The 25,438-nt window shown below is 29.0% G+C and carries 27 protein-coding genes; 8 read left to right on the forward strand and 19 right to left on the reverse strand.

The window, feature by feature from the left end:
- Positions 1-10 precede the first annotated feature (10 nt).
- A complete protein-coding gene (locus LXD69_RS01340) occupies positions 11-1,750 on the forward strand; it encodes an alpha/beta fold hydrolase (protein WP_246916844.1) in 1,740 nt (579 codons plus the stop codon).
- Between the two features lie 10 nt (positions 1,751-1,760).
- On the opposite strand, the gene LXD69_RS01345 is transcribed toward LXD69_RS01340, so the two are convergent.
- The 12 genes from LXD69_RS01345 to LXD69_RS01400 all read right to left on the reverse strand — a co-directional run bounded on the left by LXD69_RS01345 (position 1,761) and on the right by LXD69_RS01400 (position 14,364).
- Positions 1,761-2,414 carry an MIP/aquaporin family protein gene (locus LXD69_RS01345; protein WP_246916846.1) on the reverse strand — a complete coding sequence of 218 codons (654 nt, stop codon included), beginning with the start codon at positions 2,412-2,414 and terminating at the stop codon, positions 1,761-1,763.
- Complete coding sequence (locus tag LXD69_RS01350; RefSeq protein ID WP_246916850.1) at positions 2,404-3,021, reverse strand: arsenate-mycothiol transferase ArsC; 618 nt, start codon at positions 3,019-3,021, stop codon at positions 2,404-2,406. The genes LXD69_RS01345 and LXD69_RS01350 overlap by 11 nt, the downstream gene beginning before the upstream one ends.
- A gap of 38 nt (positions 3,022-3,059) precedes the next feature.
- Positions 3,060-3,533, reverse strand: a complete 474-nt coding sequence (locus tag LXD69_RS01355; protein ID WP_246916853.1) for a DUF6428 family protein — start codon at positions 3,531-3,533, stop codon at positions 3,060-3,062.
- Between the two features lie 33 nt (positions 3,534-3,566).
- A complete protein-coding gene (locus tag LXD69_RS01360) occupies positions 3,567-3,890 on the reverse strand; it encodes an ArsR/SmtB family transcription factor (protein WP_246916856.1) in 324 nt (107 codons plus the stop codon).
- A 113-nt stretch (positions 3,891-4,003) separates the two neighbouring features.
- On the reverse strand, positions 4,004-5,767 hold the full coding sequence (rpsA, locus tag LXD69_RS01365) for a 30S ribosomal protein S1 (RefSeq protein WP_246916860.1): 1,764 nt from the start codon (positions 5,765-5,767) through the stop codon (positions 4,004-4,006).
- A 239-nt stretch (positions 5,768-6,006) separates the two neighbouring features.
- The gene (gene cmk / locus LXD69_RS01370; protein ID WP_045968568.1) at positions 6,007-6,690 is read right to left on the reverse strand and encodes a (d)CMP kinase; all 684 of its coding nucleotides are present in this window, start codon (positions 6,688-6,690) and stop codon (positions 6,007-6,009) included.
- Positions 6,691-6,741: 51 nt separating this feature from the next.
- Positions 6,742-7,761, reverse strand: a complete 1,020-nt coding sequence (gene porQ, locus LXD69_RS01375) for a type IX secretion system protein PorQ (RefSeq protein ID WP_045968569.1) — start codon at positions 7,759-7,761, stop codon at positions 6,742-6,744.
- 226 nt (positions 7,762-7,987) lie between these two features.
- Complete coding sequence (locus LXD69_RS01380; RefSeq protein WP_161794130.1) at positions 7,988-8,161, reverse strand: hypothetical protein; 174 nt, start codon at positions 8,159-8,161, stop codon at positions 7,988-7,990.
- 124 nt (positions 8,162-8,285) lie between these two features.
- Positions 8,286-10,742: an endopeptidase La gene (gene lon, locus LXD69_RS01385; RefSeq protein WP_246916862.1), complete on the reverse strand. Its 2,457-nt coding sequence runs from the start codon at positions 10,740-10,742 to the stop codon at positions 8,286-8,288.
- A gap of 199 nt (positions 10,743-10,941) precedes the next feature.
- On the reverse strand, positions 10,942-12,153 hold the full coding sequence (locus LXD69_RS01390) for a hypothetical protein (protein ID WP_246916865.1): 1,212 nt from the start codon (positions 12,151-12,153) through the stop codon (positions 10,942-10,944).
- Between the two features lie 42 nt (positions 12,154-12,195).
- Complete coding sequence (locus LXD69_RS01395) at positions 12,196-13,485, reverse strand: MFS transporter (protein WP_045969281.1); 1,290 nt, start codon at positions 13,483-13,485, stop codon at positions 12,196-12,198.
- A 60-nt stretch (positions 13,486-13,545) separates the two neighbouring features.
- Positions 13,546-14,364 (reverse strand): M48 family metallopeptidase, encoded by an 819-nt coding sequence (locus tag LXD69_RS01400; protein ID WP_045968575.1) that lies wholly within the window; start codon positions 14,362-14,364, stop codon positions 13,546-13,548.
- A gap of 125 nt (positions 14,365-14,489) precedes the next feature.
- Here LXD69_RS01400 and LXD69_RS01405 point away from each other — a divergent pair, with 125 nt between their 5' ends.
- Positions 14,490-15,362, forward strand: a complete 873-nt coding sequence (locus LXD69_RS01405; protein WP_246916868.1) for an alpha/beta hydrolase — start codon at positions 14,490-14,492, stop codon at positions 15,360-15,362.
- A gap of 51 nt (positions 15,363-15,413) precedes the next feature.
- Here the strand turns inward: LXD69_RS01405 and LXD69_RS01410 are convergent, their stop codons facing one another.
- The 6 genes from LXD69_RS01410 to menD all read right to left on the reverse strand — a co-directional run bounded on the left by LXD69_RS01410 (position 15,414) and on the right by menD (position 20,596).
- A complete protein-coding gene (locus LXD69_RS01410) occupies positions 15,414-15,980 on the reverse strand; it encodes a chalcone isomerase family protein (RefSeq protein ID WP_045968579.1) in 567 nt (188 codons plus the stop codon).
- A gap of 42 nt (positions 15,981-16,022) precedes the next feature.
- Positions 16,023-16,586: a chalcone isomerase family protein gene (locus tag LXD69_RS01415; protein WP_045968581.1), complete on the reverse strand. Its 564-nt coding sequence runs from the start codon at positions 16,584-16,586 to the stop codon at positions 16,023-16,025.
- Between the two features lie 25 nt (positions 16,587-16,611).
- A complete protein-coding gene (locus LXD69_RS01420; RefSeq protein WP_045968583.1) occupies positions 16,612-17,538 on the reverse strand; it encodes a YihY/virulence factor BrkB family protein in 927 nt (308 codons plus the stop codon).
- Positions 17,538-18,395: a carboxylating nicotinate-nucleotide diphosphorylase gene (gene nadC / locus LXD69_RS01425; protein WP_246916871.1), complete on the reverse strand. Its 858-nt coding sequence runs from the start codon at positions 18,393-18,395 to the stop codon at positions 17,538-17,540. The genes LXD69_RS01420 and nadC overlap by 1 nt, the downstream gene beginning before the upstream one ends.
- A 113-nt stretch (positions 18,396-18,508) precedes the next feature.
- Positions 18,509-18,850, reverse strand: coding sequence for a DUF2853 family protein (locus LXD69_RS01430; RefSeq protein WP_045968587.1), 342 nt, complete (start codon positions 18,848-18,850; stop codon positions 18,509-18,511).
- Positions 18,851-18,928: 78 nt separating this feature from the next.
- Positions 18,929-20,596: a 2-succinyl-5-enolpyruvyl-6-hydroxy-3-cyclohexene-1-carboxylic-acid synthase gene (menD, locus tag LXD69_RS01435; protein ID WP_246916874.1), complete on the reverse strand. Its 1,668-nt coding sequence runs from the start codon at positions 20,594-20,596 to the stop codon at positions 18,929-18,931.
- A 104-nt stretch (positions 20,597-20,700) separates the two neighbouring features.
- On the opposite strand from menD, the gene LXD69_RS01440 reads away from it, so the two are divergent.
- The gene (locus tag LXD69_RS01440; RefSeq protein WP_246916876.1) at positions 20,701-21,198 is read left to right on the forward strand and encodes a GNAT family N-acetyltransferase; all 498 of its coding nucleotides are present in this window, start codon (positions 20,701-20,703) and stop codon (positions 21,196-21,198) included.
- Positions 21,199-21,201: 3 nt separating this feature from the next.
- On the opposite strand, the gene LXD69_RS01445 is transcribed toward LXD69_RS01440, so the two are convergent.
- Entirely contained in the window at positions 21,202-21,789 is a 588-nt protein-coding gene (locus LXD69_RS01445; RefSeq protein ID WP_246916879.1) for a glutathione peroxidase, read from the reverse strand.
- Between the two features lie 104 nt (positions 21,790-21,893).
- Between LXD69_RS01445 and LXD69_RS01450 the strand changes: the two genes are divergently transcribed.
- The 5 genes from LXD69_RS01450 to LXD69_RS01470 all read left to right on the forward strand — a co-directional run bounded on the left by LXD69_RS01450 (position 21,894) and on the right by LXD69_RS01470 (position 25,361).
- Positions 21,894-22,274 carry a potassium channel family protein gene (locus LXD69_RS01450; RefSeq protein ID WP_045968593.1) on the forward strand — a complete coding sequence of 127 codons (381 nt, stop codon included), beginning with the start codon at positions 21,894-21,896 and terminating at the stop codon, positions 22,272-22,274.
- Positions 22,275-22,496: 222 nt separating this feature from the next.
- The gene (locus LXD69_RS01455; RefSeq protein WP_045968595.1) at positions 22,497-22,883 is read left to right on the forward strand and encodes a DoxX family protein; all 387 of its coding nucleotides are present in this window, start codon (positions 22,497-22,499) and stop codon (positions 22,881-22,883) included.
- A gap of 71 nt (positions 22,884-22,954) precedes the next feature.
- Entirely contained in the window at positions 22,955-23,932 is a 978-nt protein-coding gene (locus tag LXD69_RS01460; protein WP_246916882.1) for a M28 family metallopeptidase, read from the forward strand.
- A 116-nt stretch (positions 23,933-24,048) separates the two neighbouring features.
- Positions 24,049-24,726 carry an SDR family NAD(P)-dependent oxidoreductase gene (locus LXD69_RS01465; RefSeq protein ID WP_246916885.1) on the forward strand — a complete coding sequence of 226 codons (678 nt, stop codon included), beginning with the start codon at positions 24,049-24,051 and terminating at the stop codon, positions 24,724-24,726.
- Between the two features lie 32 nt (positions 24,727-24,758).
- Positions 24,759-25,361, forward strand: coding sequence for a SprT-like domain-containing protein (locus tag LXD69_RS01470; protein WP_045968600.1), 603 nt, complete (start codon positions 24,759-24,761; stop codon positions 25,359-25,361).
- Positions 25,362-25,438: the final 77 nt, after the last annotated feature.

Raw genomic sequence — 25,438 nt, forward strand, 5'->3', positions numbered from 1 at the left:
GTTTTCATATATGAATAAAACTACTCTACTACTTAGCTCAATATTTTTCTTTTCATTTATAAACTTATTTTCACAAAATGAAGAGTATCAAATAAAACCAAGACTTATCGAATTTGAATCAATAGGAAAATTAGGAGATAGCGTTCTTTCTATAAAAATGCCAATAGCTACTAATTCATTAAGAGTAACAACCTCTAACAAACTACCATATCCTATAATTTTTATTCATGGTCTTAATTCTAGTTCTGAAACATGGAACACAACTTCTAATTATTTAGATTCTCAGTATTCTTTTACATTTGGAGGCAGATTTGATTTCTGCTTAAATGCTGACAATGACAATACTATAGCAAACACTAATTTCTATCCTGTTTCTGGAGCTGATATTGCTGCATTTGAAACCACAATAATGCAAAATGGCGATTATTATTATGTGAATTTTAATGTGAATCCGGATGGAACAATAGGAACAGATGCATTAAGCAATCAGTGCGCTATAACAAAACAAGGAGTTGCACTAAAAAAAGCCATTGAGCGTGTATTAGAATTAACAGGTAAAAACAAAGTAATACTTGTTGGTCATAGTATGGGTGGATTAGCTTCTAGAGAATATATCCAAAATTCTTCTAACTGGCAAGCAGATAATGCTCATCATGTAGCCAAATTATTAACAGTCGGCACACCAAACGGAGGTAGTAATTCCAGCGATTCTGGTATTGGCATTTTTGTAGGTATTGATACACATTCAGAAGCTATTAGAGATTTAAAAACAACTTATTATTATAGCAGTGATCCAGGTCGCTATTTATTTGGTGGTATTGAAATCAATAATTCTTCAAATATGAACGAACACTTATTTGGAAGTGATTTTTTTAATATTGATGTTAATTGCAATGGGACTATTGGCGATAACATAATTGGTTTAAATCAAAAATCTATTGATAATTTAATTGATTTTTCTAGTATCATTGGACGATTAAATGGAAATCCAACCGATGGAGTTGTTACCGAAGAATCTGCAACTATGGATAATTTTATAACTGGGTTAACATATCCTACTAAATATTTTTATTACACCTCTTCTGGTCTTGAAGTACACACTGCTTTACCTAGCCAGTACTCACTTTTAATTCAAGGATTAGATGAACCTAATTTTAAAGAATTAGCTTATGAAATTGACACAAATGTAAATTATACAGGATTTACTACCGTTCAAGAAGATACTAATTCCCTTATTGACAATGACTATTTCAGGTTTAATGTTACTGAAAATATTTTATCTACTGTTGAAGTTAGTAATATTAGTACAAGTCAAATGGAAGCTTCAATTTTAGATGAATCTGGAATTTTAATTGGAACTATAGAAAACAACAATGGCTCTTCTTTGATTGTAAATAATGTTTTAAGCTCTGGAACTTATTATTTAAAGCTTTCTAGTCTTTCACCTACTAATTCTGATTATCAAACTCCATATAATTTCTCAATTACAACAACACTTTCTACAAATTCTTTTGAAGACACAGGTATTGTTTTCTATCCTAACCCTGTTAAAGATATTTTAAATATTGAAAATATTCATTTCACAAAAATGAGTTTATATACAACACTAGGTCAATTACTTGAAATTAGAGTCAACACAAATGCTTCTACAAAAAATAAAATTGATTTATCTAATTATGCAAAGGGAATTTATTTTATTTCATTAGAGAATGATAATGAAACTAAAACTATTAAAATTATAAAAGAATAATAAAGACTCTTCATTTTAATACACTCAACTTAAATTTAAAAATATACATTGCCAAAGCCATTCCAAGTATTGGTGCTGCAAAATACAACCATAAAACACTACTATTTCCAGAAACAATAGCAGGTCCAAATGTTCTGGCTGGATTCATTGAAGCACCACAAACTGGTCCTGCCAACCATGCTTCTAGAAAAACAGTAAAACCAATTAAAAATGAAACTCTTTTTATTAAAAAAGAACGATTTGTTGAAATTAGAATGACTAACATTAAAATAAAACTAAGAAAGAGTTCATAAAGAAAAGCTTCTTGCCACAGATTTCTAGGCAATGTATTTCCTAATTTATGATTGTCAGGAAATAACACGTATAAAAAACAGCTTGCTGATAAAGCACCTATTAATTGAAATAAAATATACCAAGATGCTTTTTTAATTGTTATTTTTTTATCCAACATCATACCGATTGTAACTGCTGGATTTATATGACAATCTGATATTTTACCAAGGAAATGAACAAGCATCCAAACGGTTAACCCAAAAACAATTCCTATTCCAAATTCTTGAATGATTCCGTTGTATTCCTCACTAATGATTATTGAGCCTGTTCCGAATAAGACTAACAAAAATGTACCAATAAATTCACTAAAGTAATGCTTTCTATCCTTCATTTTTTAGATTTGAAAAAACATACGTCATTTCCAAGGCTATTTGTAAACTTCTTTCTTCATACTTTTCATTCATTAGAATTGTTTCATCAAATTCTTTTGGATCATCATAACGAATAGGGAATCGTTTTTCTGCACCCATAATAAACGGACAGCCTTCATCTGCTTGTGAACATGTCATTATTGCTGCAAAATTTGACTTTGGATTAAAATTGTCATCAAAAACTTTTGAAAACCCTATAATTGGCAATTCATTTTCTGAAAACTTAATAGCATAAATAGGATTTTTTTCATGACTTAATTTTTGAATTTCAAAACCATGATTCTGTAAAGTTTCAATAACTTTTGGATATATAGCTGTTACATCTGTTCCTCCAGAATAGCACTTTACTCTTTGAACACCATAATAAAAGGCTATTGTTTGTGCCCAAATTTGAGACAAATGACTTCTTCTTGAATTATGTGTACAAATGAAATTTAAATTTATTGTTTCTTTCTTATCTAGCTTTAACTGAATATAATCAATTAATGGTTGAAGTATTTCTTTTCTCTCTTTAGAAATTAATGAAAGTTGAAATTTTTCAATAGTTTCAGATATTTTTGTTATCATGTTTTTAGTTTTAGCTCAGGTAGAGGTAAAATGATTCTCTAACAACACCCAGAATTTGGCTCACATGAGCTTGCTTTTGATTTCCATTCTCCTATTTTAACTTTTGGTTTTTCAGATGGAATTCCACATTTATCTTGAGCCAAACAATTTGTTAATTTTGAAATTAGCAAGAAATTAATTCCATCAAAATCCAAACTAAACTTACCTATAGTATCTTTCATTTGATATTCTACTTCTATTTCTAAATCTGGAATTTGTAATACTTTTTGAGACAGTTCTATAATATGAATTAATTTTTCTGGATGTAAACGATGATCATAATCATTTGCTTCCCATAACTGAAAATTTGCCACTTCTTCTAAACGAGTTGTTCCTCCACAATCAATAAAATGCTTTGTTATTTTTCCCACTTCAGTAACATGAAAATGCGACGGAACTAAATTTCCATTTGGAAGCTGAAAAGCAATTGTTTCTACTTTTTTCAACACTTCATTTATTTCTGATAATTTCATTTTATTTAAAATTAGTTATTAATAATTATATCGTTAGCAACATTTTTGACTCAAATGATTTGAAATATTTCCAAAATAAGATTCAATTTTCTTAATTATTTCTGGATTAAGACAATAACAAATTGCTGTTCCTTCTATAGTTCCTTTTATAATATTTGCATTCTTTAATTCCTTTAAATGCTGAGAAACTGTTGGCTGAGCCAATGGCAATTCGTTTACAATATCTCCACAGATACAAGAATCTACACTTAGTAAATATTGAACAATTGCAATTCTCGCTGGATGAGACATCGCTTTAAACAAATTAGCTATTTCATTTTGTTCTTCTGTAAAGAATTCTGTTTTTGAAACTCCCATAAATTTATTATTATATTGCAATATTACGATATAATAATGAAACTACAAAATAATAGTATAAAAAAAGTCCTGATTTTCATCAGGACTTTTTAGTATTTAAAAGAATTTAGAGATTATTTTTCTCCTTTTTCCATTTTTGCTTTTAATTCAGCTAATGCATCAATATCACCTAAAGTTGATTTTTCTACATTATTATTAGAAGAAGCTGTTTCTACAGATTTAACTGCTTTTTCTTCTTCTTCACGGAAGATAGCTGTATGAGAAGCCACTACTCTTTTGAATTCTTTATTAAACTCAATAACTTTAAAGTCAGCAGATTCACCTTTTTTCAATTTTTTACCATCTTCTTTTTCTAAATGACGAGTAGGAATAAATGCTACAACATCATCACCGAAATCTACAGTTGCACCTTTGTCAACGATTTCACCGATAACACCATTATGAATAGTACCAACAGCGAAAGCATCTTCATGCTTATCCCATGGATTTTCTGTAGTTTGCTTATGACCTAAAGATAGTTTACGACCATCTACATCTAATTCTAAAACTACTACTTCCATGTTATCTCCAACATTCACAAATTCTGATGGATGCTTGATTTTCTTAGTCCAAGATAAGTCAGAAATATAAACTAAACCATCAATACCTTCTTCTAATTCCACGAAGATACCAAAGTTTGTAAAGTTTCTAACGATACCTGTATGCTTAGAACCTACTGGATATTTAGCAGTGATATCTGTCCAAGGATCTTGCGTTAATTGCTTAATACCTAAAGACATTTTTCTTTCATCTCTATCTAAAGTTAAAACTACCGCTTCAACCTCATCTCCAATTTTCATAAAATCTTGTGCACTTCTTAAATGAGTTGACCAAGACATTTCAGAAACGTGAATTAATCCTTCAACACCTTCAGCAACTTCAATGAAAGCACCATAATCAGCTAAAACAACTACTTTACCTTTTACTTTATCACCAATAGTTAAATCAGCACTTAAAGCATCCCATGGATGAGCATTTAATTGTTTTAAACCTAATTGAATTCTTGTTTTCTCATCATCGAAATCAAGGATTACAACATTTAATTTTTGATCTAATTCAAGAACTTCACTTGGGTGATTAATTCTAGACCAAGAAAGATCTGTAATATGGATTAATCCATCTACACCACCTAAGTCAATAAACACACCGTAAGAAGTAATGTTTTTAACCACACCTTCTAAAACTTGTCCTTTTTCTAATTGACCAATGATTTCTTTCTTTTGTTCTTCAATATCAGCCTCGATAAGCGCTTTATGAGAAACTACTACGTTTTTAAATTCGTGGTTGATTTTCACAACTTTGAATTCCATAGTTTTGTTTACATATTGATCGTAATCACGGATTGGTTTCACGTCAATTTGAGAACCTGGTAAGAAAGCTTCAATACCAAATACATCAACGATCATTCCTCCTTTAGTTCTGCATTTTACAAAACCATTAACGATTTCACCAGACTCATGAGCAGCAATAACTCTATCCCATGCTTTGATAGTTCTCGCTTTTCTGTGTGATAATACTAATTGACCTGTTTTATCTTCACGAATATCGATAAGTACTTCTACTTTATCACCAACTTTTAAATTTGGATTGTAACGAAATTCGTTTAAAGAAATAACACCTTCAGATTTAGCATTGATATCAACGATAGCGTCTCTATCTGTAATTCTAACTACAATTCCTTCTACAACTTCCTCGTCTTTTGTAGAGATGAAAGTTTTAGATACTAATTCTTCAAATTCTTGTAAGTTTTTTTCATCTACTACATCAATACCTTCTTGGTAATTGTGCCAGTTAAAATTTGCTAAAAACTCTTCTTGTGTTTTGTTAATTTCAGACATGCTGATTTAAAAATTTGTATGCTCTGTTCTTATAGGGTTTCTTATACAGATTAAAAACAGCAACAGTGTTTACATAAATGATTGATACCTAATGGAAACCCAATTCCGTCAAAAGGTGTGCAAAATTACGAATAATTTATTAACTACCAAACATTTGTAAAAAAAAGACTCTTATTAAAGAAGATAAAAAAGATTCTAAAATAAATTCAGAATAACATTTTTTAAATTAGATCTATTAATTAAATTTTCTCTTCTATTAACTTCATAACTAATTCAAATTGTTCTTTTTTATTCATCGCAGAGTTATCAACCTCAATAGCATCATCTGCTTTTACCAAAGGAGAATCTTCTCTATGTGTGTCAATATAGTCGCGTTGCTGTACATTCTCTAGTACTTCTTGATAAGTCACGTTTTGTCCTTTTTCTACTAATTCATCAAAACGTCTTTGCGCTCTTGTTTCCGCAGAAGCATTCATAAACAATTTTAATTCGGCGTCTGGAAAAACTACGGTTCCAATATCTCTACCATCCATCACAATAGCTTTATTTTTACCCATAGCTTGTTGTTGTTCTACTAATTTAGCTCTCACTTCAGAAATTTCAGCTATTTGGCTTACGTTTCGAGAAACTTCAATAGTACGAATAGGTTGTTCTACATTTTCACCATTTAAATACATCTCAGCAAAACCTAAATCAGGGTTAAAACGAAATTCTAATTTAATTGCTAGTAATTCATTAATTAAACCCTCTTTATTTAAATGATTTTCACCAACAAAACCGTTTTGCATTGCAAAATAAGTCACGGCTCTATACATAGCACCTGTATCTACATATACATAACCTAATTCTTTTGCTAATTGCTTAGCCAACGTACTTTTTCCTGTTGACGAAAATCCGTCTATTGCTATTGTAATTTTTTTCATTTTAATTTTCTTAGAAAATCTATTCGTTTTTCTCTATTTTTTTCTAAAAATTTATTCTAAATCTATCATTAATCCAAATAAACTTGTGTTTGCAGCAACGGTATATCTTGAATAGGAATAATCAAATTTAATTTTTCCAAATCGCAATCCAAATCCTGCTGAGATTCCTGAAAAGCTTCTCTGATCCACAATGCTTAATTCTTGCCCTCTTCTAAAATTGTATCCTAAACGAACATTAAATCCTTTTTCTGGAAATAATTCTGCTCCAATAATAACGTGTCGCAATGCATTATTAAAAAAGGATACCTTCTCTTCATTGGTTTCCCCATCTAAAGTATTTTCTGCTCTATTTGGGTTTGAAAAAGCGATATTCCATTGTTGTAAATTTTCTAAAGTAAGATGCCATCGAATAGGAACATTTTCAACCAATTGAGAAATTCCAGCATCTATTGAAAGTGGTAATTTCTCTCTCACATCTTGATAAGGTGTTATTTGAAACCCTATATTACGAATAGTGAATCCGTAATTAATATCATTTTTATCATCAACATACAAAAAACCTAAATCTGTAGCAACTCCCCATGAATTATACGATTCTAATGTGGAAGAAATTAATTTCACATTAGTTCCAATATACATATCTGTCCATGGAATATTATAAGCATAACCCATAGATAAAGCAGCTTCACTTCCTGTAAAATTAGAAGTTAAATTCCCTAATTCATCTCTTCCTTCAAAATCTCCGTAATTAATATAACTTATTCCTGCATGAAAAGTTTGCACATGTCTATCCCAAGTATAAGCATAGGCAGCAGTTCCATAAGAAACTTCTCCATAATAACTTCCGTAATTTGTAGATAATCTTTTATGCATTTCAGGATTTATTGTTGCTGGATTATAAAATGCTTGATTTACATCATAGTCAACCACAGTAACTGTTTTTCCTCCTAATGCTGCTTGACGCGGTGATTGCGCTAAGTTTAAAAACTGATATACATATTTACCTCCTATTTGCCCATAATGAACAGTAGAAAATAACAACAAAGAGAACAGTACACTTTTTTTAAACATTATTTTTTATATATAAGCTATAAACGCTTTTGCGAAGATAAAATTATATACGAATATATTAAAAACAAATTCCGACTTATTTCTAAATCGGAATTTTATTATTTTGAAAATGATTAACACTATAATTTCTTAGCACTCTTCACTTTTTGATTTATTATTGCGATATCAAGCACTTCACTCATTTTATCAACATAATTACATTTATTGCAAACTCCAATACTCCTTATTAACAAGGGAAATTAGTATCTGTAATTGGTTCACATGGATCATATGTTCGAAGGTTTTGACAATAAATCACATAGTCAGCACACAAAGTAGGATGCCCTCCTCCTTTTACACTTTTTTTATCCATCCTAGACAATTCTTTAGTTCCTTTTTGATTTAAGATTTTTTTTAACATAATAAAAATAGATTATAGATTAATATTACTGAAAAAACAATAAGTAAATTCAGACTACTTACCAAAGCTAACCATATATTTCTAGTTAAATGTTAAAAAACAAAGATTATCAACTCAAAAAAACTTAATTATCTAATTTTTTAGCACTCTTTACTTTTTGATTTATTATTGCAATATTAAGCACTTCACTCATTTTATCAACATAATGAAATGTTAATCCCTTTAAATATTCAGGTTTTATTTCATCAATATCACGCTTGTTTTCATGACATAGAATAATTTCTTTAATATTAGCTCTTTTTGCTGCTAATATTTTTTCTTTAATTCCACCAACAGGTAATACTTTTCCCCTTAATGTGATTTCTCCAGTCATGGCTAAATTTTTCTTCACTTTTTTTTGCGTAAAAGTAGAAACCATAGAAGTCAACATTGCAATTCCTGCACTTGGTCCATCTTTTGGAGTAGCTCCTTCTGGAACGTGAATATGAATATTATTCCCTGTTAATATTTCATTTGATATTCCTAATAATTCATTGTTAGATTTTATATATTCTAACGCAATAGTAACTGATTCTTTCATTACAGTTCCCAAATTCCCTGTCATAGTCATAGCTCCTTTCCCTTTTGAAATAGTAGATTCTATAAATAAAATATCACCTCCTACTGAAGTCCAAGCCAAACCTGTAACAACACCTGCTGTATCATTATTCTCGTATTTATCTCTTTCTAATCTTGGTGATTTTAACACTTCAATTATATCTTCATCCGTTAATACTTTATTATAAGGTTCTTCCATTGCAATTGATTTTGCAGCATTACGAACCATTTGCGCTATTTTTTTATCTAAACCACGAACACCTGATTCACGCGTATAACCTACAACAATTTTCTCTAATTGTTTTTTCCCTATTTGCAAATCATCGGTTGTTAATCCATGCTCTTTTAATTGCTTAGGCAGTAAATGTTTTTTAGCAATTTCCACTTTTTCTTCAATTGTATAACCCGACATGTTTATAATTTCCATTCTATCCTTAAGTGCAGGCTGAATGGTTGACAAACTATTTGAAGTAGCGATAAACATTATTTTAGATAAATCATAACCTATTTCAAGGAAATTATCATGAAATTCCGAGTTTTGTTCTGGATCTAAAACTTCTAACAATGCAGAAGATGGATCTCCATTAAAACTACTTGACAATTTATCGATTTCATCTAAAACAAATACAGGATTTGATGTTTTTGCTTTCTTAATACTTTGAATAATACGTCCTGGCATTGCACCAATATATGTTTTCCTATGTCCGCGAATTTCTGCTTCATCTCTCATTCCTCCTAAAGAAATACGAACATATTCTCTACCCAATGCCTCTGCTACTGATTTTCCAATAGATGTTTTACCAACTCCTGGAGGACCATATAAACATAAAATAGGGGATTTCATATCATTTCGAAGTTTTAAAACAGCTAAGTGTTCAATAATTCGCTCTTTAACATCTTCTAAACCAAAATGATCCCTATCTAATATTTTTTGCGCTCTTTTTAAATCGAAATTATCCTTTGAATATTCATTCCATGGTAAATCTAAAAACAACTCTAGATAATTTCTTTGTATTCCAAAATCTGGTGAATTAGGATTAGAACGTTGCAACTTTGACACTTCTTTTTCAAAATGTTTTGCTACATCTTCATTCCATTTTTTTGATTTTGCTTTTTCACGCATTTCTTCAATTTCTGCCTCGTAAGAAACTCCTCCTAATTCTTCTTGGATAGTTTTCATTTGTTGATGCAGAAAATATTCTCTTTGCTGTTGATCTAAATCAAAACGAACTTTAGATTGTATATCATTTTTTAATTCGAGCTTTTGCAACTCTAAATTCATAAAACGTAGCGTTTCCAATGCTCTTTCTTTCAAATTATTAATAGAAAGTAAATCTTGTTTTTCAGTAACAGACAAATTCATGTTTGAAGAAACAAAATTGATTAAAAACGGATTACTTTCTATATTTTTAATTGCAAAAGTAGCTTCTGTAGGAATATTTGGACTTTCTCTAATAATTTGAATAGCCAAGTCTTTTATTGATTCAACTATTGTATTAAATTCAGCATCATTACTTTCTGGACGAACCTCGCTTACTTCTTTTATTGTTGCTTTTAAATAAGGTTCTTCTTGAGTAAATGCATCAATTTCAAATCTTTTTTTACCTTGAAGAATTACTGTTGTATTTCCATCAGGCATTTTTAAGACTCTAATTATACGAGCTACTGTTCCTATATGATGTACATCATTTGGAGTAGGTTCTTCTACATTCTCATCTTTTTGTGCTACTACACCAATTACTTTTCCTCCAGCATTAGCATCATTAATCAATTTAATTGATTTATCTCTTCCTGCTGTAATAGGAATTACAACTCCAGGAAACAAAACTGTATTTCTCAAGGAAAGTATTGGTAGATCATTTGGCAACACTTCATTATTCATTTCCTCTTCATCTTCAGGCGTCAATAAAGGAATTAATTCAGCATCACTATTTATTTCTTGAAGTGACAAGTTGTCAAGTGTTATTATTTTTTGATTTGGCATAACTATAAAAGGGTCATTTTGTCATTAATTATATTAAAACTAGGCTTATATATTCTTTCAAAACCACTATTAAATGACTGAAAATCAATACTAATAAAAGAATTCATTATTTATAAGCTATATATGAAATCAAGATTTATGCCATAAAAAAATCCCGAAGTATAAATTCGGGATTTTATATCATTGTTATAAGTTCTTTCTAATCAAAATAACTATTATCTAAACCATAATTAAATGTACCATTAGTAATTTCATAAACAGTTGACTGACCTGTCTTTTCATAAGTAATATTAAATGTCCCTTTTATTCTCTTTGTTACTAAATTAAATTCAGTTATTGTAATTGAACCACCTGTAACTCTTGCGTAATCAGGCGCTCCTCCTACATTAGGTAAAATTAAACTAGCTTGACAATAAGAAGGACCACTTAAGTCAAATGTTTCATATAATTGATAAGTTCCTAAAACCCATTTATCATTTGGTATATGTAGATTAATCTCTGTTAGAAAGCCTAGATTATCACTTGTATCTCCTTGAATTTTCAAATATCTTGTATCTCCGACTGGGGCACCATCATTTAATACAACAACGTCATTTCCTGTAATAGAATATAAAAACGGTTTCATATTATCATATTGAATCCCATTAATATTTGCCGTCATTAATGCAGGTGAATTATCAACTTGACTTACAGCCGCTGTAAAAGAAACTTCATTACCGTAGGCAGTTCCATTAGCATTTGTAGCATAAGCTCTAAGATAAATTACTGAACCCGGAACAATTTGTAATTGCTGGATTGTTGAAACATAACTACCCATTCCTGAACCATCAATTGTTTTTCTAGTACTTGGCAAAACAGGATTAGATGAAGTACTCCAAACTACTCCTCTCGCAGTAACAGGGGAACCTCCATCAGCAGAAATATTTCCTCCACTTACAGCACTAGGATAAATATTATTAGTAACAGGTGTAGTTATCAATACAGGAAGATTAGATGCTACTACCGTAGTGAACATAACCTGATTCCCGTAAGAAACACCACTCGAATTAATTGCATAAGCACGAACATAATAAGTATTCCCTGCTACTAAACCTGAAATAGATGAAGTATAACTTCCAACTCCAGAACCATCAACAGTATTATTATCAGACAATGTAGGATTTTGATTTACACTCCAAACTACTCCTCTTGAAGAAATTGACAAACCCCCATCAGATGTGATATTTCCTCCTGTAGTTACTGAAGAAGCTGTAATATCACTTACTGATCTTGTAACTATCACAGCTAATTGTGGATTTCCATTATCAATTTGACTTGACAAAGCTGGATCTAATGGTTCTATATTACAAGAATTTAATGTAAAAAGAGTTGCTAATACAGTAAAAGCAAAAAGTAAATTTATTTTTTTCATCAAGGTTAATTTTAATAATTTTTTCAAAAATAACATAATATTTTATTTTTTAGGCACTCTTAAAAGCAAAAAGACCCCTATAATAAAAAATAATGTTAAAAACACAATAGCATTTCTCATTGACCCAGATATTTGATCTATTGTTGCGAATATCCCCATTCCAATAACAATTCCTATTTTTTCAGCTACATCATAAAAACTAAAATAAGAAGCTGTATCTTCTGTTTCTGGTAAAAATTTTGAATAAGTTGATCGTGATAATGACTGAATTCCCCCCATTACTATTCCTACAAAAGCAGCAGTAATATAAAAATGTATAGGTTCAGTTACAAAAAACGCAAAAACACATATTATTGCCCAAATAATATTAATAAACAAAAGTGTTTTTATATTTCCAAACTTAGCAGCTAATTTAGATGTCATATATGCTCCTGCAACTGCTACCAATTGAATAACTAAAATACTTATTATCAATCCTGTTGTTTTCTCACTATCTGTTGCCCAGTTTATCTCTTGTTCTCCAAAATATGTAGCTACAAGCATTACTGTTTGTACTGCCATGCTATAAACAAAAAAAGCGACTAAATATCTTTCTAATCGGATATTGTGAAACAATTGTTTTTGAACTTTTTTTAATTCTTTAAATCCATTAAATAAAATTTCTCTAGTAACTTTTTGTTTTGAATGATTTCCTTTTGGCAAGTAATAAAAAGTGTATTGACTAAACAATAACCACCAAATCCCTGTAAGAACGAAAGACAATCGCATTGCATCTAATGCCTCTCCTCCTTCTTTCCCTAACACTAAATACAAACAAATTAACAACAACAAAACACTTCCTATATATCCTAATGAATATCCTTTAGCACTTAAACTATCTTGTTGTTCTTTATAAGCAATATCAGGCAGGTATGAATTATAGTACACTAAACTTCCCCAAAAACCTATTAATCCAAAATAAAAACAGACAACTCCAAAGTAAATATTCTCTTCAGAAAACCAATATAATCCAATACATGAAAACGCTCCTAAATAACAAAAAAATTGCATAAAACGCTTTTTATTACCTACATAATCCGCAATACCTGAAAGTAATGGAGACAATATAGCAACTGTTAAAAAAGCAAAAGCCGTTACATAACTTATTAAAGAAGTAGGCTTAAACAGCATTCCTAAGAATTCTAAATCTGGACCATCTTTAGGAAATATAAATCCGAAATACAATGGAAAAATTGATGATGAAATCACTAATGAATATACCGAATTAGCCCAATCATAAAATGCCCAAGAATTTAGTAATTTCTTACTTCCTTTTTGTAATGTTTTAGTCATAAATAATAAATTAAAAAAGTCCTGCTTTGCAGGACTTCGAATATACATATTATATTTAAATTATTTAAAAGTAACCCCAAACTTTGCCGCTTCTGCTTTTGCTTGCGGAATTAAAGATGTTATTTCTCTAATTCTTGTTTCATTACTTGGATGTGTACTTAATATTTCTGGTGGAGCAGAACCTGAAGACAATGCAGACATTCTTTCCCATACTTTTACAGCGTTAACAGGATCATATCCTGCAATTGCCATTAAAGTTAAGCCAATCATATCTGCTTCACTTTCATGTTTTCTACTAAATGGTAACATACCTCCTACTTGAGAACCAACTCCATAAGCTTGCATAACTAACGCTTGAGTCTGAGGATCTTTGTTCCCTACTGCAACTTGTGCTCCAGCAGCTCCTAATTGTTGTAATAAGCCTGCACTCATTCTTTGTTGTCCGTGATTTGCTAATGCATGAGCAACTTCATGTCCCATTACGGACGCAATTCCTGCATCATCTTTACAGACTGGTAATATTCCTGTATAAAAAACAATTTTTCCTCCAGGCATACACCATGCATTTAATTCTTTACTTTCTACCAAATTATACTCCCAAGCATACCCTTCTAAATAATCTGATTTTCCATTTGCATTTAGCCATCTTTCTGCAGCTGTCTTTATCTTCATTCCTATATTTTCAATCCTCTTTGCATCAGTTGTTCCTTTGACAACCTTATTTTCAGACAGAAATTGTCCATATTGTTGAAAAGCAGATGGAAAAATTTGGCTATTTGGCACAAATGCCATAGTTCGTTCTCCTGTAAATGGATTTTTTGCGCACGATAATACTAGCCCAAAAAACAATACTAAAACAATTTTTATTTTATTATTCATCACATTCTATTTTATACAAAGTTAATACATTTAAAAAATCATATCAAATATTAGCCCAAAAAATATTTTTAAGATAATATTAATAATTAATCTTTTTTATAAATAGTAATTTCGCAATTAAAAAGATGTCAAAAAGACGAAAAAATATTTCAAGTAATTCAATTCCATCATCAATTTTATTTTTAGCAGGTTCATTACAGAGAATCTCACACACTTTTACTGTTAAATTTGCTAAAAAACTCTTTACAAAACCTATAAAATATAAAATTCCAAAAAGAGAATTTGAAATGGATAATAATTCTAAACAAGAATTATTTTATATCCCATCAATAGATAAAAAAATTATGGTATACCATTATGGTAATAGTCCTAAAAAAGTCCTTCTTGTTCATGGATGGTCTGGAAGAGGAACTCAACTTGTAAAAATTGCAGATCGATTATTAGAATTAGGATTTTCAACAATAAGTTTTGATGCACCAGCTCATGGGAAATCATCAGGGAAATCATCATTAATGATAGAGTTTATTGAAAGCATCTTAGAATTAGAAAAGAAATTTGGCCCATTTGAATTTGCAATAGGTCATTCTCTTGGAAGTATGTCTATTTTAAATGCAATAAAGAAAGGTTTACAAGTAAAAAAAGCTGTAATAATAGGAAGTGGAGATAGTGTTAATGACATATTATTTGATTTTGTATCTAAGTTAAATTTAAAACCAATAATTGCAGTAAAAATGAGAGAATCTTTTGAGAAAGACCTACAAATACCAATGGAAAGCTTCTCTGCTTATATAGCTGCAAAAGATGTTCACATTCCAACTCTTATTATTCACGATAAAGATGATGAAGATGTGCCATATACTGCTTCAGAAAACATAGAAAAGCACATAAAAAATAGTAAATTAATACTGACTACCAACTTAGGACATCGAAAAATATTAGGAGATAAGAATGTGATAAATGAAATTGAAAACTTCTTAATTGAAGAGAACAATAAATAAAAGTAAAAAGCACTTCTATAGAAGTGCTTTTTACTTTTATTTATTGGAAGTTTATTTCCCTAACATACTCGATTTTAATTTTTTATCTGCTGGCTTATCTGACAACCAGATTCCAAACAGCGCTTTTTTAAAATCTTGCCCTTCAATAGTCCCTTTTTTTGTACCATTTTTATAAACTACAATCCCAACTTCTGGTAGATTTGCAATTGTAAATGAATCTCCTTTATTAAATTTATCTTTAAAAAAAGATTTAAATTTATCAATTTTTGATTTAAGTGGTGCTGTATTTCCTCCTGTAGAGTTTTCAAAACCTTCATTAACGGCATTAATCATTTTTTCTGAAGTAATCATTCCAGAAACAATATCCAATTTTATCACAGCTGCATCTGTACTATTCATAATTTCATTTGCATTTGTACTTTTTTTAGGAAGATATAAAGATCCTACGTAAAGATCTATCCAAAACTTCTCTCTAACTCCTGCTCCATTCAATGTTAAGTTACGACCTTCAACAGTCAATGAGTTATCTAATTTAACTCCTGAAACTGTTTTTTGTGCATTAATCGAAAATGATGTTAAAATAGCCACCATTAAAAATGTAAAAAATTGTTTTTTCATAGTTTTTTCTTTATTCAATCTTATAAAAGTAATAAATTAATATTAACTATCCAACATTGCTCTTTTTAATTTTTCATCAGCCGGTTTAATACATAACCACACTCCAAATAATGCTTTTTTAAAATCCTTACCATCAATAGTTCCTTTTTTTATCCCATTTTTAAAAACCGTAACTCCTGATTTTGGATTATACACAATCATGAACTCATCTCGTTCTTTAATTTCATCTTTAAAAAAAGATTTAAATTTATCGACTTTTGGCTTTATAGCTGACAAATTTCCATTTGTAGCATTCAAAAAACCTTCATCTAACAATTCAATCATTTTTTCAGAAGAAACCATACTTGAAACTACATTCATTTTAATAATAGATGCATCATCACTGTTTATAATTTCATCTGCATTTGTACTTTTTTTAGGCAAATACAATGATACTACATACAAATCAATCCACATTTTTTCCTTAACTCCAGCTCCATTTAAAACAAGTTTGTTACCTCCAAACGAAAGGGTTTCATAAATACTTACTCCTGAGACTTTCTCTTGAGCAAAACAAAAAGTTATAGGTAATATCAAAAACATTAATAGTAAGTAAAGTTTTCTCATAATTTATAATTGTATTAATTTTTTGTTAAATATATAAATTTTTTCTTTTTAATTTATTAATTGTAGCGTTTAATTCAAAACCAAGTAAAAGAATCATACAATTAATCCAAATATAAAACATCAATACAAGTAGTGTACCTATAGAACCATACAATTCATTATACCTTGCAAACTTTTCTACATATATACCAAAAATGTAAGATGTTAAAATAATTAATAACGTTGTAAAAACCGCTCCATAACTTATAAATGATATATTTTGAGTTTCTTTTGCTCCAAATTTATATAGAATAGAAACTGTAATTAAAATCATTAAAATAACAAACAGATACCTACCCCATTCAATTAAGTAGACATCACTACTTATAAGTCCTTGAAAGTTAATTTTTTGAATTATTACTTCAAAAACAACTATTGATGCCACCGTAACAATTAAGATTAAAGATAAAGCTATTGATATTGCTAAAGCTATAAAATATTGCTTAAAAAAACCTCTTGTTATGGTTATATGTGTTGACATTTCAAAACCTCCTAATATAGCATTAACTCCATTTGTCATCAAAAAAATAGATAAAATAAACCCCGAAGACAATAAGCTTTTATAACTAGTACTCATTATATCTTTCAGGATAAGTTCTATTGCTTCGTATGTGTTTGGAGGTACTCCCTTTTCTACAAAAAACAAAAAATCATCTTGAAAATTATCAATAGGTATATACGGAATTAAATTCAGTATAAATAAAGCAAAAGGGAATAATGCCATAAAGAAACTAAATGCAACTGCACTTGCTCTATTTGAAAATGCACCTCTTAAAATTCCTAAAAAATAGAGTTCAATAATATCATACAGGGTCAACCCTTGCAAAGATGATAAACTTATACTTTTAGCAAAACCAACTAATTGTTTCACTAAAGGAATTTTATTAAGCTTATTTTCAATCAATTCAGACATTAGATTGCTTTTAAGCTTAAATCCATATTATAAACAGAGTGTGTTAAAGCTCCTGAAGAAATATAATTAACTCCACATTCTGCATATTGTCGAATAGTCTTTTCATTAATATTTCCAGAAGATTCTGTTAAACATTTATCTCCTATCATACGAACTGCTTCTTTAGTCATATCATAAGTAAAATTATCTAATAAAATTCTATAAACACCTTCACAAGTTAATATTTCTTTTACTTCATCTATATCTCTTGCTTCAACAATTATTTTCAAATCTCTATTACTTTCTTGAAGATATTTCTTTGTTTTATTGATTGCGTTTGTTATTCCTCCTGCAAAATCAATGTGATTATCTTTAAGCATTATCATATCATACAAAGCAAAACGATGATTTTCTCCTCCTCCTATTTTTACTGCCCATTTTTCAAGAGCTCTAATACCTGGAGTTGTTTTTCTAGTATCTAAAATTTTTGTTGGAGTTCCTTCTAATAAATCTACAAAATATTTTGTTTTAGTTGCTATTGCACTCATTCTTTGCATAGCATTTAAAACCAATCTTTCTGCTTTTAAGATAGCTTGAGAACTTCCGAAAACATTAAATACTATATCTCCATATTTTACACTTTCTCCATCATTAATGAATGTTTCAACAATCATATCTTTTTCTACATGTGAGAAAACCATTTTTGCAAATTCAACACCTGCAATTACTCCTTCATCTTTTACTAATAACTTTGCTTTTCCACGTGCTTCTTTAGGAATACATGCTAAAGAACTATGGTCACCATCTCCTATGTCTTCACGTAGTGCATTCTCTATTATCAACTCTAATTCGTTTTGAAATTGTGCTTCTGAAATCATCTTATTTTTGTAATTTAATTGCTAAGTTATGAATTCAAACTAACAAACTCAATTGTTTTAAAAAAAAGCATAAAAAAATCCCGCTTATGCGGGATTCTAGTATAAAATAATTCCTATTTATAAACAGATTCTTTTTTAAAATGCTTTGTCAATAAATAATAAAAAACAGCTCTATATTTATTTTTATTCGATTTACCATATTGATCAATTACAGCCGCAATTGCAGTATCTAGTTCTGGACCATCTTTTAGTCCTAACTTTTTAATTAAAAAATTATTTTTTACTGTTGCTAATTCTTTTTCATCAGTACCTGATACTGTTGAAGAGTCAGCATTGTAAATTGATGGACCGCAGCCAATAGTTACTTTAGTTAATAAATCCATATCGGCAGTTACACCGCATTTGTCTTTTAAATCTGCTGCGTACTTTGTAATCAGTTCGTCTCTTTTACTCATAATCATGTTGTTTTTAAATGTTAAGACCAATCGCTTTATTTTATATAAAACGTATTATATCCTTATAAAATTATAATTTTATTTTAACTTTTTAAAATATTCCAATAAAATTTTGTCATTTAATTTCTCAGGAGTACTTATTTCTAACAAAGATGGTCTATTATCTAATTTTAAAAACGTTTCTAACTTTATTTCTAAATCTATTGAATTATCAGCAATTTCATAATTAAAATTAAACATCTTAGCTAAATGATTTGCTTTTAGATTATGAGAGGTTTCAAAAAAAGTATTAAATGTGTTTTCTTCTTGATGGCCTGGTAAAATTCTAAAAATTCCTCCTCCACTATTGTTAATCAAAATTATTTTAAAATTATTTGGAATATATTGATTCCAAAGTGCATTACTATCATAAAAAAAACTAACATCGCCCGTTATTAAAATAGTTTGTTTTTCACTAGCTAATGCCGCGCCAATTGCTGTTGAAGTGCTCCCATCAATTCCACTTGTTCCTCTATTACAATAAACTGTTACTGATCTATCTACATTCAAAAGTTGCAAATAACGAATTGCAGAACTATTACTTACTTGTAATTGAATATCCTTTGGTAGTTTTTTAGTTATAATTTCAAAAGCTTTAAAATCAGAAAAAGGAATATCTTTTAAATAAATTTCTGATTTTGCCATTCTATCTTTTACAATTTGAGACATTTTAGCTTGATAAAACCCTTCTAAACTATTTCTTTTTACGGTTATTTGCTTCAAAAAGCCTTCAATATCAGTTTTAAAATGCTTAGTAAGACATCCATAAGTATCATAAGCTCTTAGTTCATCTACATGCCAATGTTCATTAGGTTTATACTTTCTAAGAAATGCTTTTATTCGTTTTGAAACAACCATTCCTCCAAAAGTTAATAAAATATCTGGTTTAAAATACTCAAACTCTTCTTCACTAAAAGGTGTAATTATAGTATCAATGTTAGAAATGAAACGCTCATGATGTAAATTTGACGTTTTTTCTGTCATTACAATTACAGAACTATCATTAGCTAAACTTTCTAAAACAGACTGTTCTATTGCGTTTGGTTTACTTTCACCAATAAGAATCAGTTTCTTCTCACTAGTATTCCACTTTTGAATATATTCTTGGCCTAAAACAAAATTCTCATCTTCCTCATCAAAATCAACCCATTCTGGATTCACACTAACTTCTGAAATTATCCCATACAGAGGTTCTTCAAATGGTATATTTATATGTACAGGACCTTTTTTATTTTTTGCTAAATGTAACGCGTATTGAATAGCAACATCATTATCTCTTGAAGCTAATTCAGTTAAATTAGCACTATTTAGTATATGATTAGCAAAAACATTTTCTTGACGAATTGTTTGACCATCTCCTATATCAATTTTCTCTTGAGGTCTGTCTGCACTAATTATTACTAATGGTATTTGACTGTAGAATGCTTCCGCTACTGCTGGATAATAATTTAGAACTGCTGATCCAGAAGTACATACCACAGCTACTGGCTCTTTTAATTGTTGTGCCATACCTAACGCAAAAAAAGCTGCACATCTTTCATCTACAATACTGTAACATTTAAAAAAAGAATTATTTACAAAACCAATAGTTAAAGGTGCATTTCTAGAACCAGGAGAAATAACAATATGTTTTAATCCTTTGGCTTTACAAATTTCTATTAAGCTTTGAGCTAAAGGTATTTTTGGGTATTTATTTTGTTCTATCAAAGTTATATTTTAAGAGTTCAAAAAAGTGAACAAAGAATTTCAAATACAAAGTTATAAAGTTGAAAAGGTTTTTAATACTTTTACTTAAAATAAATTATTACATAATGAGAGTCAATTTACGTGCTTACTCTATTTCCGACTGTCAATCAATTTTAGACATTATAAACTATAATATTTTACATTCTACTTCCTTATATGATTATGATGTTAGAACACTAGAGCAGCAAATTGCGATTTTTGAAGACAAATTAGAAAAAAAATTTCCCATTATAGTCGCCGAAATTGATAATGAAGTTATTGGTTTTGGTTATTATAGTGAATTTCGTTTTAGAGAAGCATATAAATTTACCGTTGAACATTCTATCTACGTTTCAAACACATATCATGGAAAAGGAATTGGTAATCTTTTGTTATCTGAACTTATTCGTTTAGCCAAAAATCAAAAACTCCATACTATGATTGGAGTTATTGATTCCGAAAACCAAAACAGTATAAATTTTCACGAAAAATTTGGTTTCAAAATAGTTGGTAATATTAAAGAATCTGGGTATAAATTTAACAAATGGCTTAATTCAATAATAATGCAATTATTTTTAGACTAGCTGCTATTTCTTGTTTTCTATCCAATTAATAATTGAATCATCGGTTGGCAATACTCGTGGTGAGATCACATTATCAAGTTCCCCTTTTTCATTAATTAAATATTTTTGAAAATTCCACTCTACCTCACTATCTACAAGTCCATTTTTAGCTTTCTGAGTTAAAAATTTATAAATTGGATGCATATCATCTCCTTTAACAGAAATTTTACCCATTATTGGAAAGCTCACACCATAATTTCGTTCACAAAAAGTTGCAATTTCATTATTTGTTCCTGGCTCTTGTGATCCAAAATTATTAGCTGGAAAACCAATAATTACAAAATTATCTTTACTATATTTTTCATACAATAATTGTAGATCTTTATACTGAGGTGTTAATCCACATTTAGACGCTGTATTTACAATCATAATTTTTTTTCCTCTTAAAGCAGAAAAATCAAAATCATTTCCTTCAATATCTTCAACTTTAAATTGATATATATTTTCTTTCATTTTATCATCTTTTTTTAAAGTGAGTGTTTTATTTGTTTGAGATTTTACATTTAAAACTGAAAACACACAAAACATTCCAAAAATTAAATATTTTTTCATCGCTATTTTTACTTCAAATTTACCTTTTTAGAAGCTATATTTCCTTAAACAAATCATAAATCTAAATAAAATTTGTAATTTAGAACATTAAATAACTAAACTTTATGTTTTTCTTTAGAACACTAATTTCTTTTTTACAAGATGATGAATATAGAGATTTACTCATTACCACAGCCATCATATTATTAGTTGGAACATTAGCTTATCATTATTTAGAAGGATGGAGCGTAATAGATTCTTTCTATTTTTCAGTTGTAACATTAACAACTATTGGATATGGAGATTTTGCTCCTCAAACAGATGCTGGAAAACTTTTTACGGTTTTATATATTGTAATAGGAATTGGAATGATTCTTAGCTTTATTAATACAATTCAGCACCATTACACTTATATGAGATATAGAGAAAAAAAAGATATCTTAAAAGGTAAAAATTTTAAAAAAGAAGTCAAAAAAATTAATCCAAGAAAAGATTCAGTACTTTAATTGTCTCTTTTATGTTTTACATCTAACAATAATTTTATTATAAGCTTTCTAGCTTTGTTTTAGAAAAACAAAGCTTATGAAACAATATCTTATACTCCTTATATTTCTTTTTTACATTTTTAAATAACTATTCTCAATCTAATTTAGAAAACAATGTTGCTATTCAAGGTTACAATTCTGTTTTTTATTTTAAAATTGGAAAAGCTTAATTAAACAATCAAAATGAAAAAAAACTATATTCCATTAATTACAAAACTAATTATAGTCATACTTCTTTTACAAACTTTATTTTTTAAATTCACTGGAGCTCCAGAAAGTGTTTATATTTTCTCAGAATTAGGTTTAGAACCATACGGTAGAATTGGTATCGGCATAATTGAACTACTTATTTCCATTTTAATCATAATTCCTAAAACTACATTAATAGGTGCTATTTTAGGATTAGGAACAATTTTAGGCGCTATTTTTTCTCATCTTTTTTTCTTAGGAGTCGAAATACAAAATGATGGCGGCTTACTCTTCATATTAGCACTAATTATCTTTTTTTGTTGTCTTTATTTAATTTATATAAACAGACATAATCTTCTAAATTTTAAATTTACAACATAAGCTCACTAAAGATATTTATCCTATTATTAAAACATTTCAAGTTTTTTTCTATTTTTACGAAAACTACAATAATGAGACTTTTCTTAGCTTTTACTGCAATCCTAGTATTATCATGTACTACTAAAAAAGAGATGATTCAATCATCTGAAAATCAAATTGTTTCTGAAATAAAAGAAACTAATTTTTCTAAACCAGAAAATGTAGCAAAGACATTATCCTTTTTAGCTTCGGATGAATTAGAAGGAAGAGATTCTGGAAGTGAAGGTATTGAAAAAGCAAGTATCTTTTTAGAAAGAATTTTAAAAGAGAATGGTGTAAAACCATATTTCAATTCCTATCGTGACACTCTTACAAACTTTGATAAACCATCTTACAATATTGTTGGATATATTGAAGGTAACGATCCAAAATTAAAGAATGAATTTGTTATTATAGGTGCGCATTACGATCATATAGGTAAAATTGCAGCAGTAAACGGAGACGATATAGGCAATGGTGCAAACGATAATGCATCTGGAACTACTGCCGTGACAGAAGTTGTGAAATACTTTGCTAAAAGTAAAAGCAATAAACGAAGCCTAATTTTTGCTTTCTTTTCTGCCGAAGAAAAAGGGCTATTAGGTTCAAAACATTTAGCTAAAAAATTAAAAAAACAAAACATGAATTTATATTTCATGTTTAATTTCGAAATGATTGGAATTCCAATGAAAGATCGTGATATGTTAATGTATATAACTGGTTTTGGAAAAAGCAATATGGCACAAAAAATAAACGAATATGCAAATGAAAAACTAGTAGGATATCTACCAATAGAAACACAATATCAACTATTTAGAGCTTCAGACAATTATCCTTTTTTCAACGAATTTGAAGTACCAGCGCAAACTGTATCTACTTTTGATTTTGAAAACTTTCAATTTTATCATCAACCAGATGATGAATTTGAGTTAATGAACCCTACTCATATGGCTAATGTTGTAAATAAAATGATTCCTGTTTTAGAAGAAATGATGAATGCTAAAACAAAGGAAATAGTCCTAAAGAAGTAGTTTTTAAAATTATTAAAAACCAAACATTAACAAATATATTATTATCCATCAGGTATAAGTCCCGAAATTTCTTCGGGATTTTTTTATTTCTTACTTTTACAAAAAATCTAGATTAGATGAAAAATATTGTTATCACAGGAACATCAAGAGGAATAGGATATGAATTAGCACTACAATTTGCTAATGAAGGTCACAATGTATTAGCTATTTCAAGAAAAACACCTCAGATGTTAATTGAACATAAAAACATCACATGTTTATCTATTGATATTTCAAATGAAAATGAATTAAAAAAAGCGGAAGAATTTATTTCAAATTCATGGAAGAAAGTAGATATTCTTATTAATAATGCTGGAAGTTTATTACATAAACCGTTTGAACAAATTACATCAAAAGAGTTTCAAAACATCTATAAAGTAAATGTTTTTGCTGTTGCAGAACTAACACGTATTTGCATTCCGTTTATGATAACAGGAAGCCACGTAATAACTATCAGCTCAATGGGTGGTATTCAAGGAAGCATGAAATTTGCAGGATTAGCCGCTTATAGTTCTAGTAAAGGTGCAGTCATTACATTATCAGAACTATTAGCTGAGGAATATAAAGAAAAAGGAATTGCTTTTAATGTTTTAGCTTTAGGTTCTGTAAATACTGAAATGCTTCAAGAAGCTTTTCCGGGGTATGAAGCTCCAGTTTCTGCTAAAGAAATGTCTGATTACATCTACAACTTCGCCTTAACAGGAAACAAATATTATAACGGAAAAGTATTACAAGTATCTTCTACTACGCCTTAGTTTTTAATTTCAAAATTATAGACTTGTAGCCCATGAGTGACGTTTTACAAAAATACCTCCCTGAACATGCTGTTCTTCCTTGTTTTGAACTAATCAAGACTAATCATGTACACTTAAAAATTGTAAACGAAAGACAAACTCGTCATGGTGATTATAGAAAAAATGCAAATGGCTACCATCAAATTACAGTAAATGCTAGTTTAAATAAATATCGCTTTTTAATTACTCTAATTCATGAAATTGCGCATTTAGTTGCTTTTGAAAAATATGGTCAATTTATAAAACCTCATGGAAATGAATGGAAATTAACATTTCAACATCTAATGCTTCCTTTTATTCGTTCTGAAATTTTCCCTAATCAATTACTTCCGCTTTTAGCACGACATTTTAAAAACCCAAAGGCAAGTAGTGACACTGATGCTACTTTATCCTTAGCTTTAAAACAATTTGACGAAAAAGAATCTGATAAAAATTATATCTTTGAAATTCCTTATGGAAGTCATTTTAGAATTCAGAATGGTAAAGTTTTTAAAAAAATAGCCCTTAGAGTAAAACGATATGAATGCATTGATCTACAAACAGGAAGAATGTACTTATTTCAACCTAATGCTGAAGTGGAATTAATTCCAAATTAATTTATACTTAAAAAAACAAAAAAAATTGACATAATACACTCTATCTTTTTTATAATATTGATGACTTTATCTCAAAT

It is taken from the genome of Flavobacterium sediminilitoris (assembly GCF_023008245.1).
GTDB classification, from domain to species: domain Bacteria; phylum Bacteroidota; class Bacteroidia; order Flavobacteriales; family Flavobacteriaceae; genus Flavobacterium; species Flavobacterium sediminilitoris.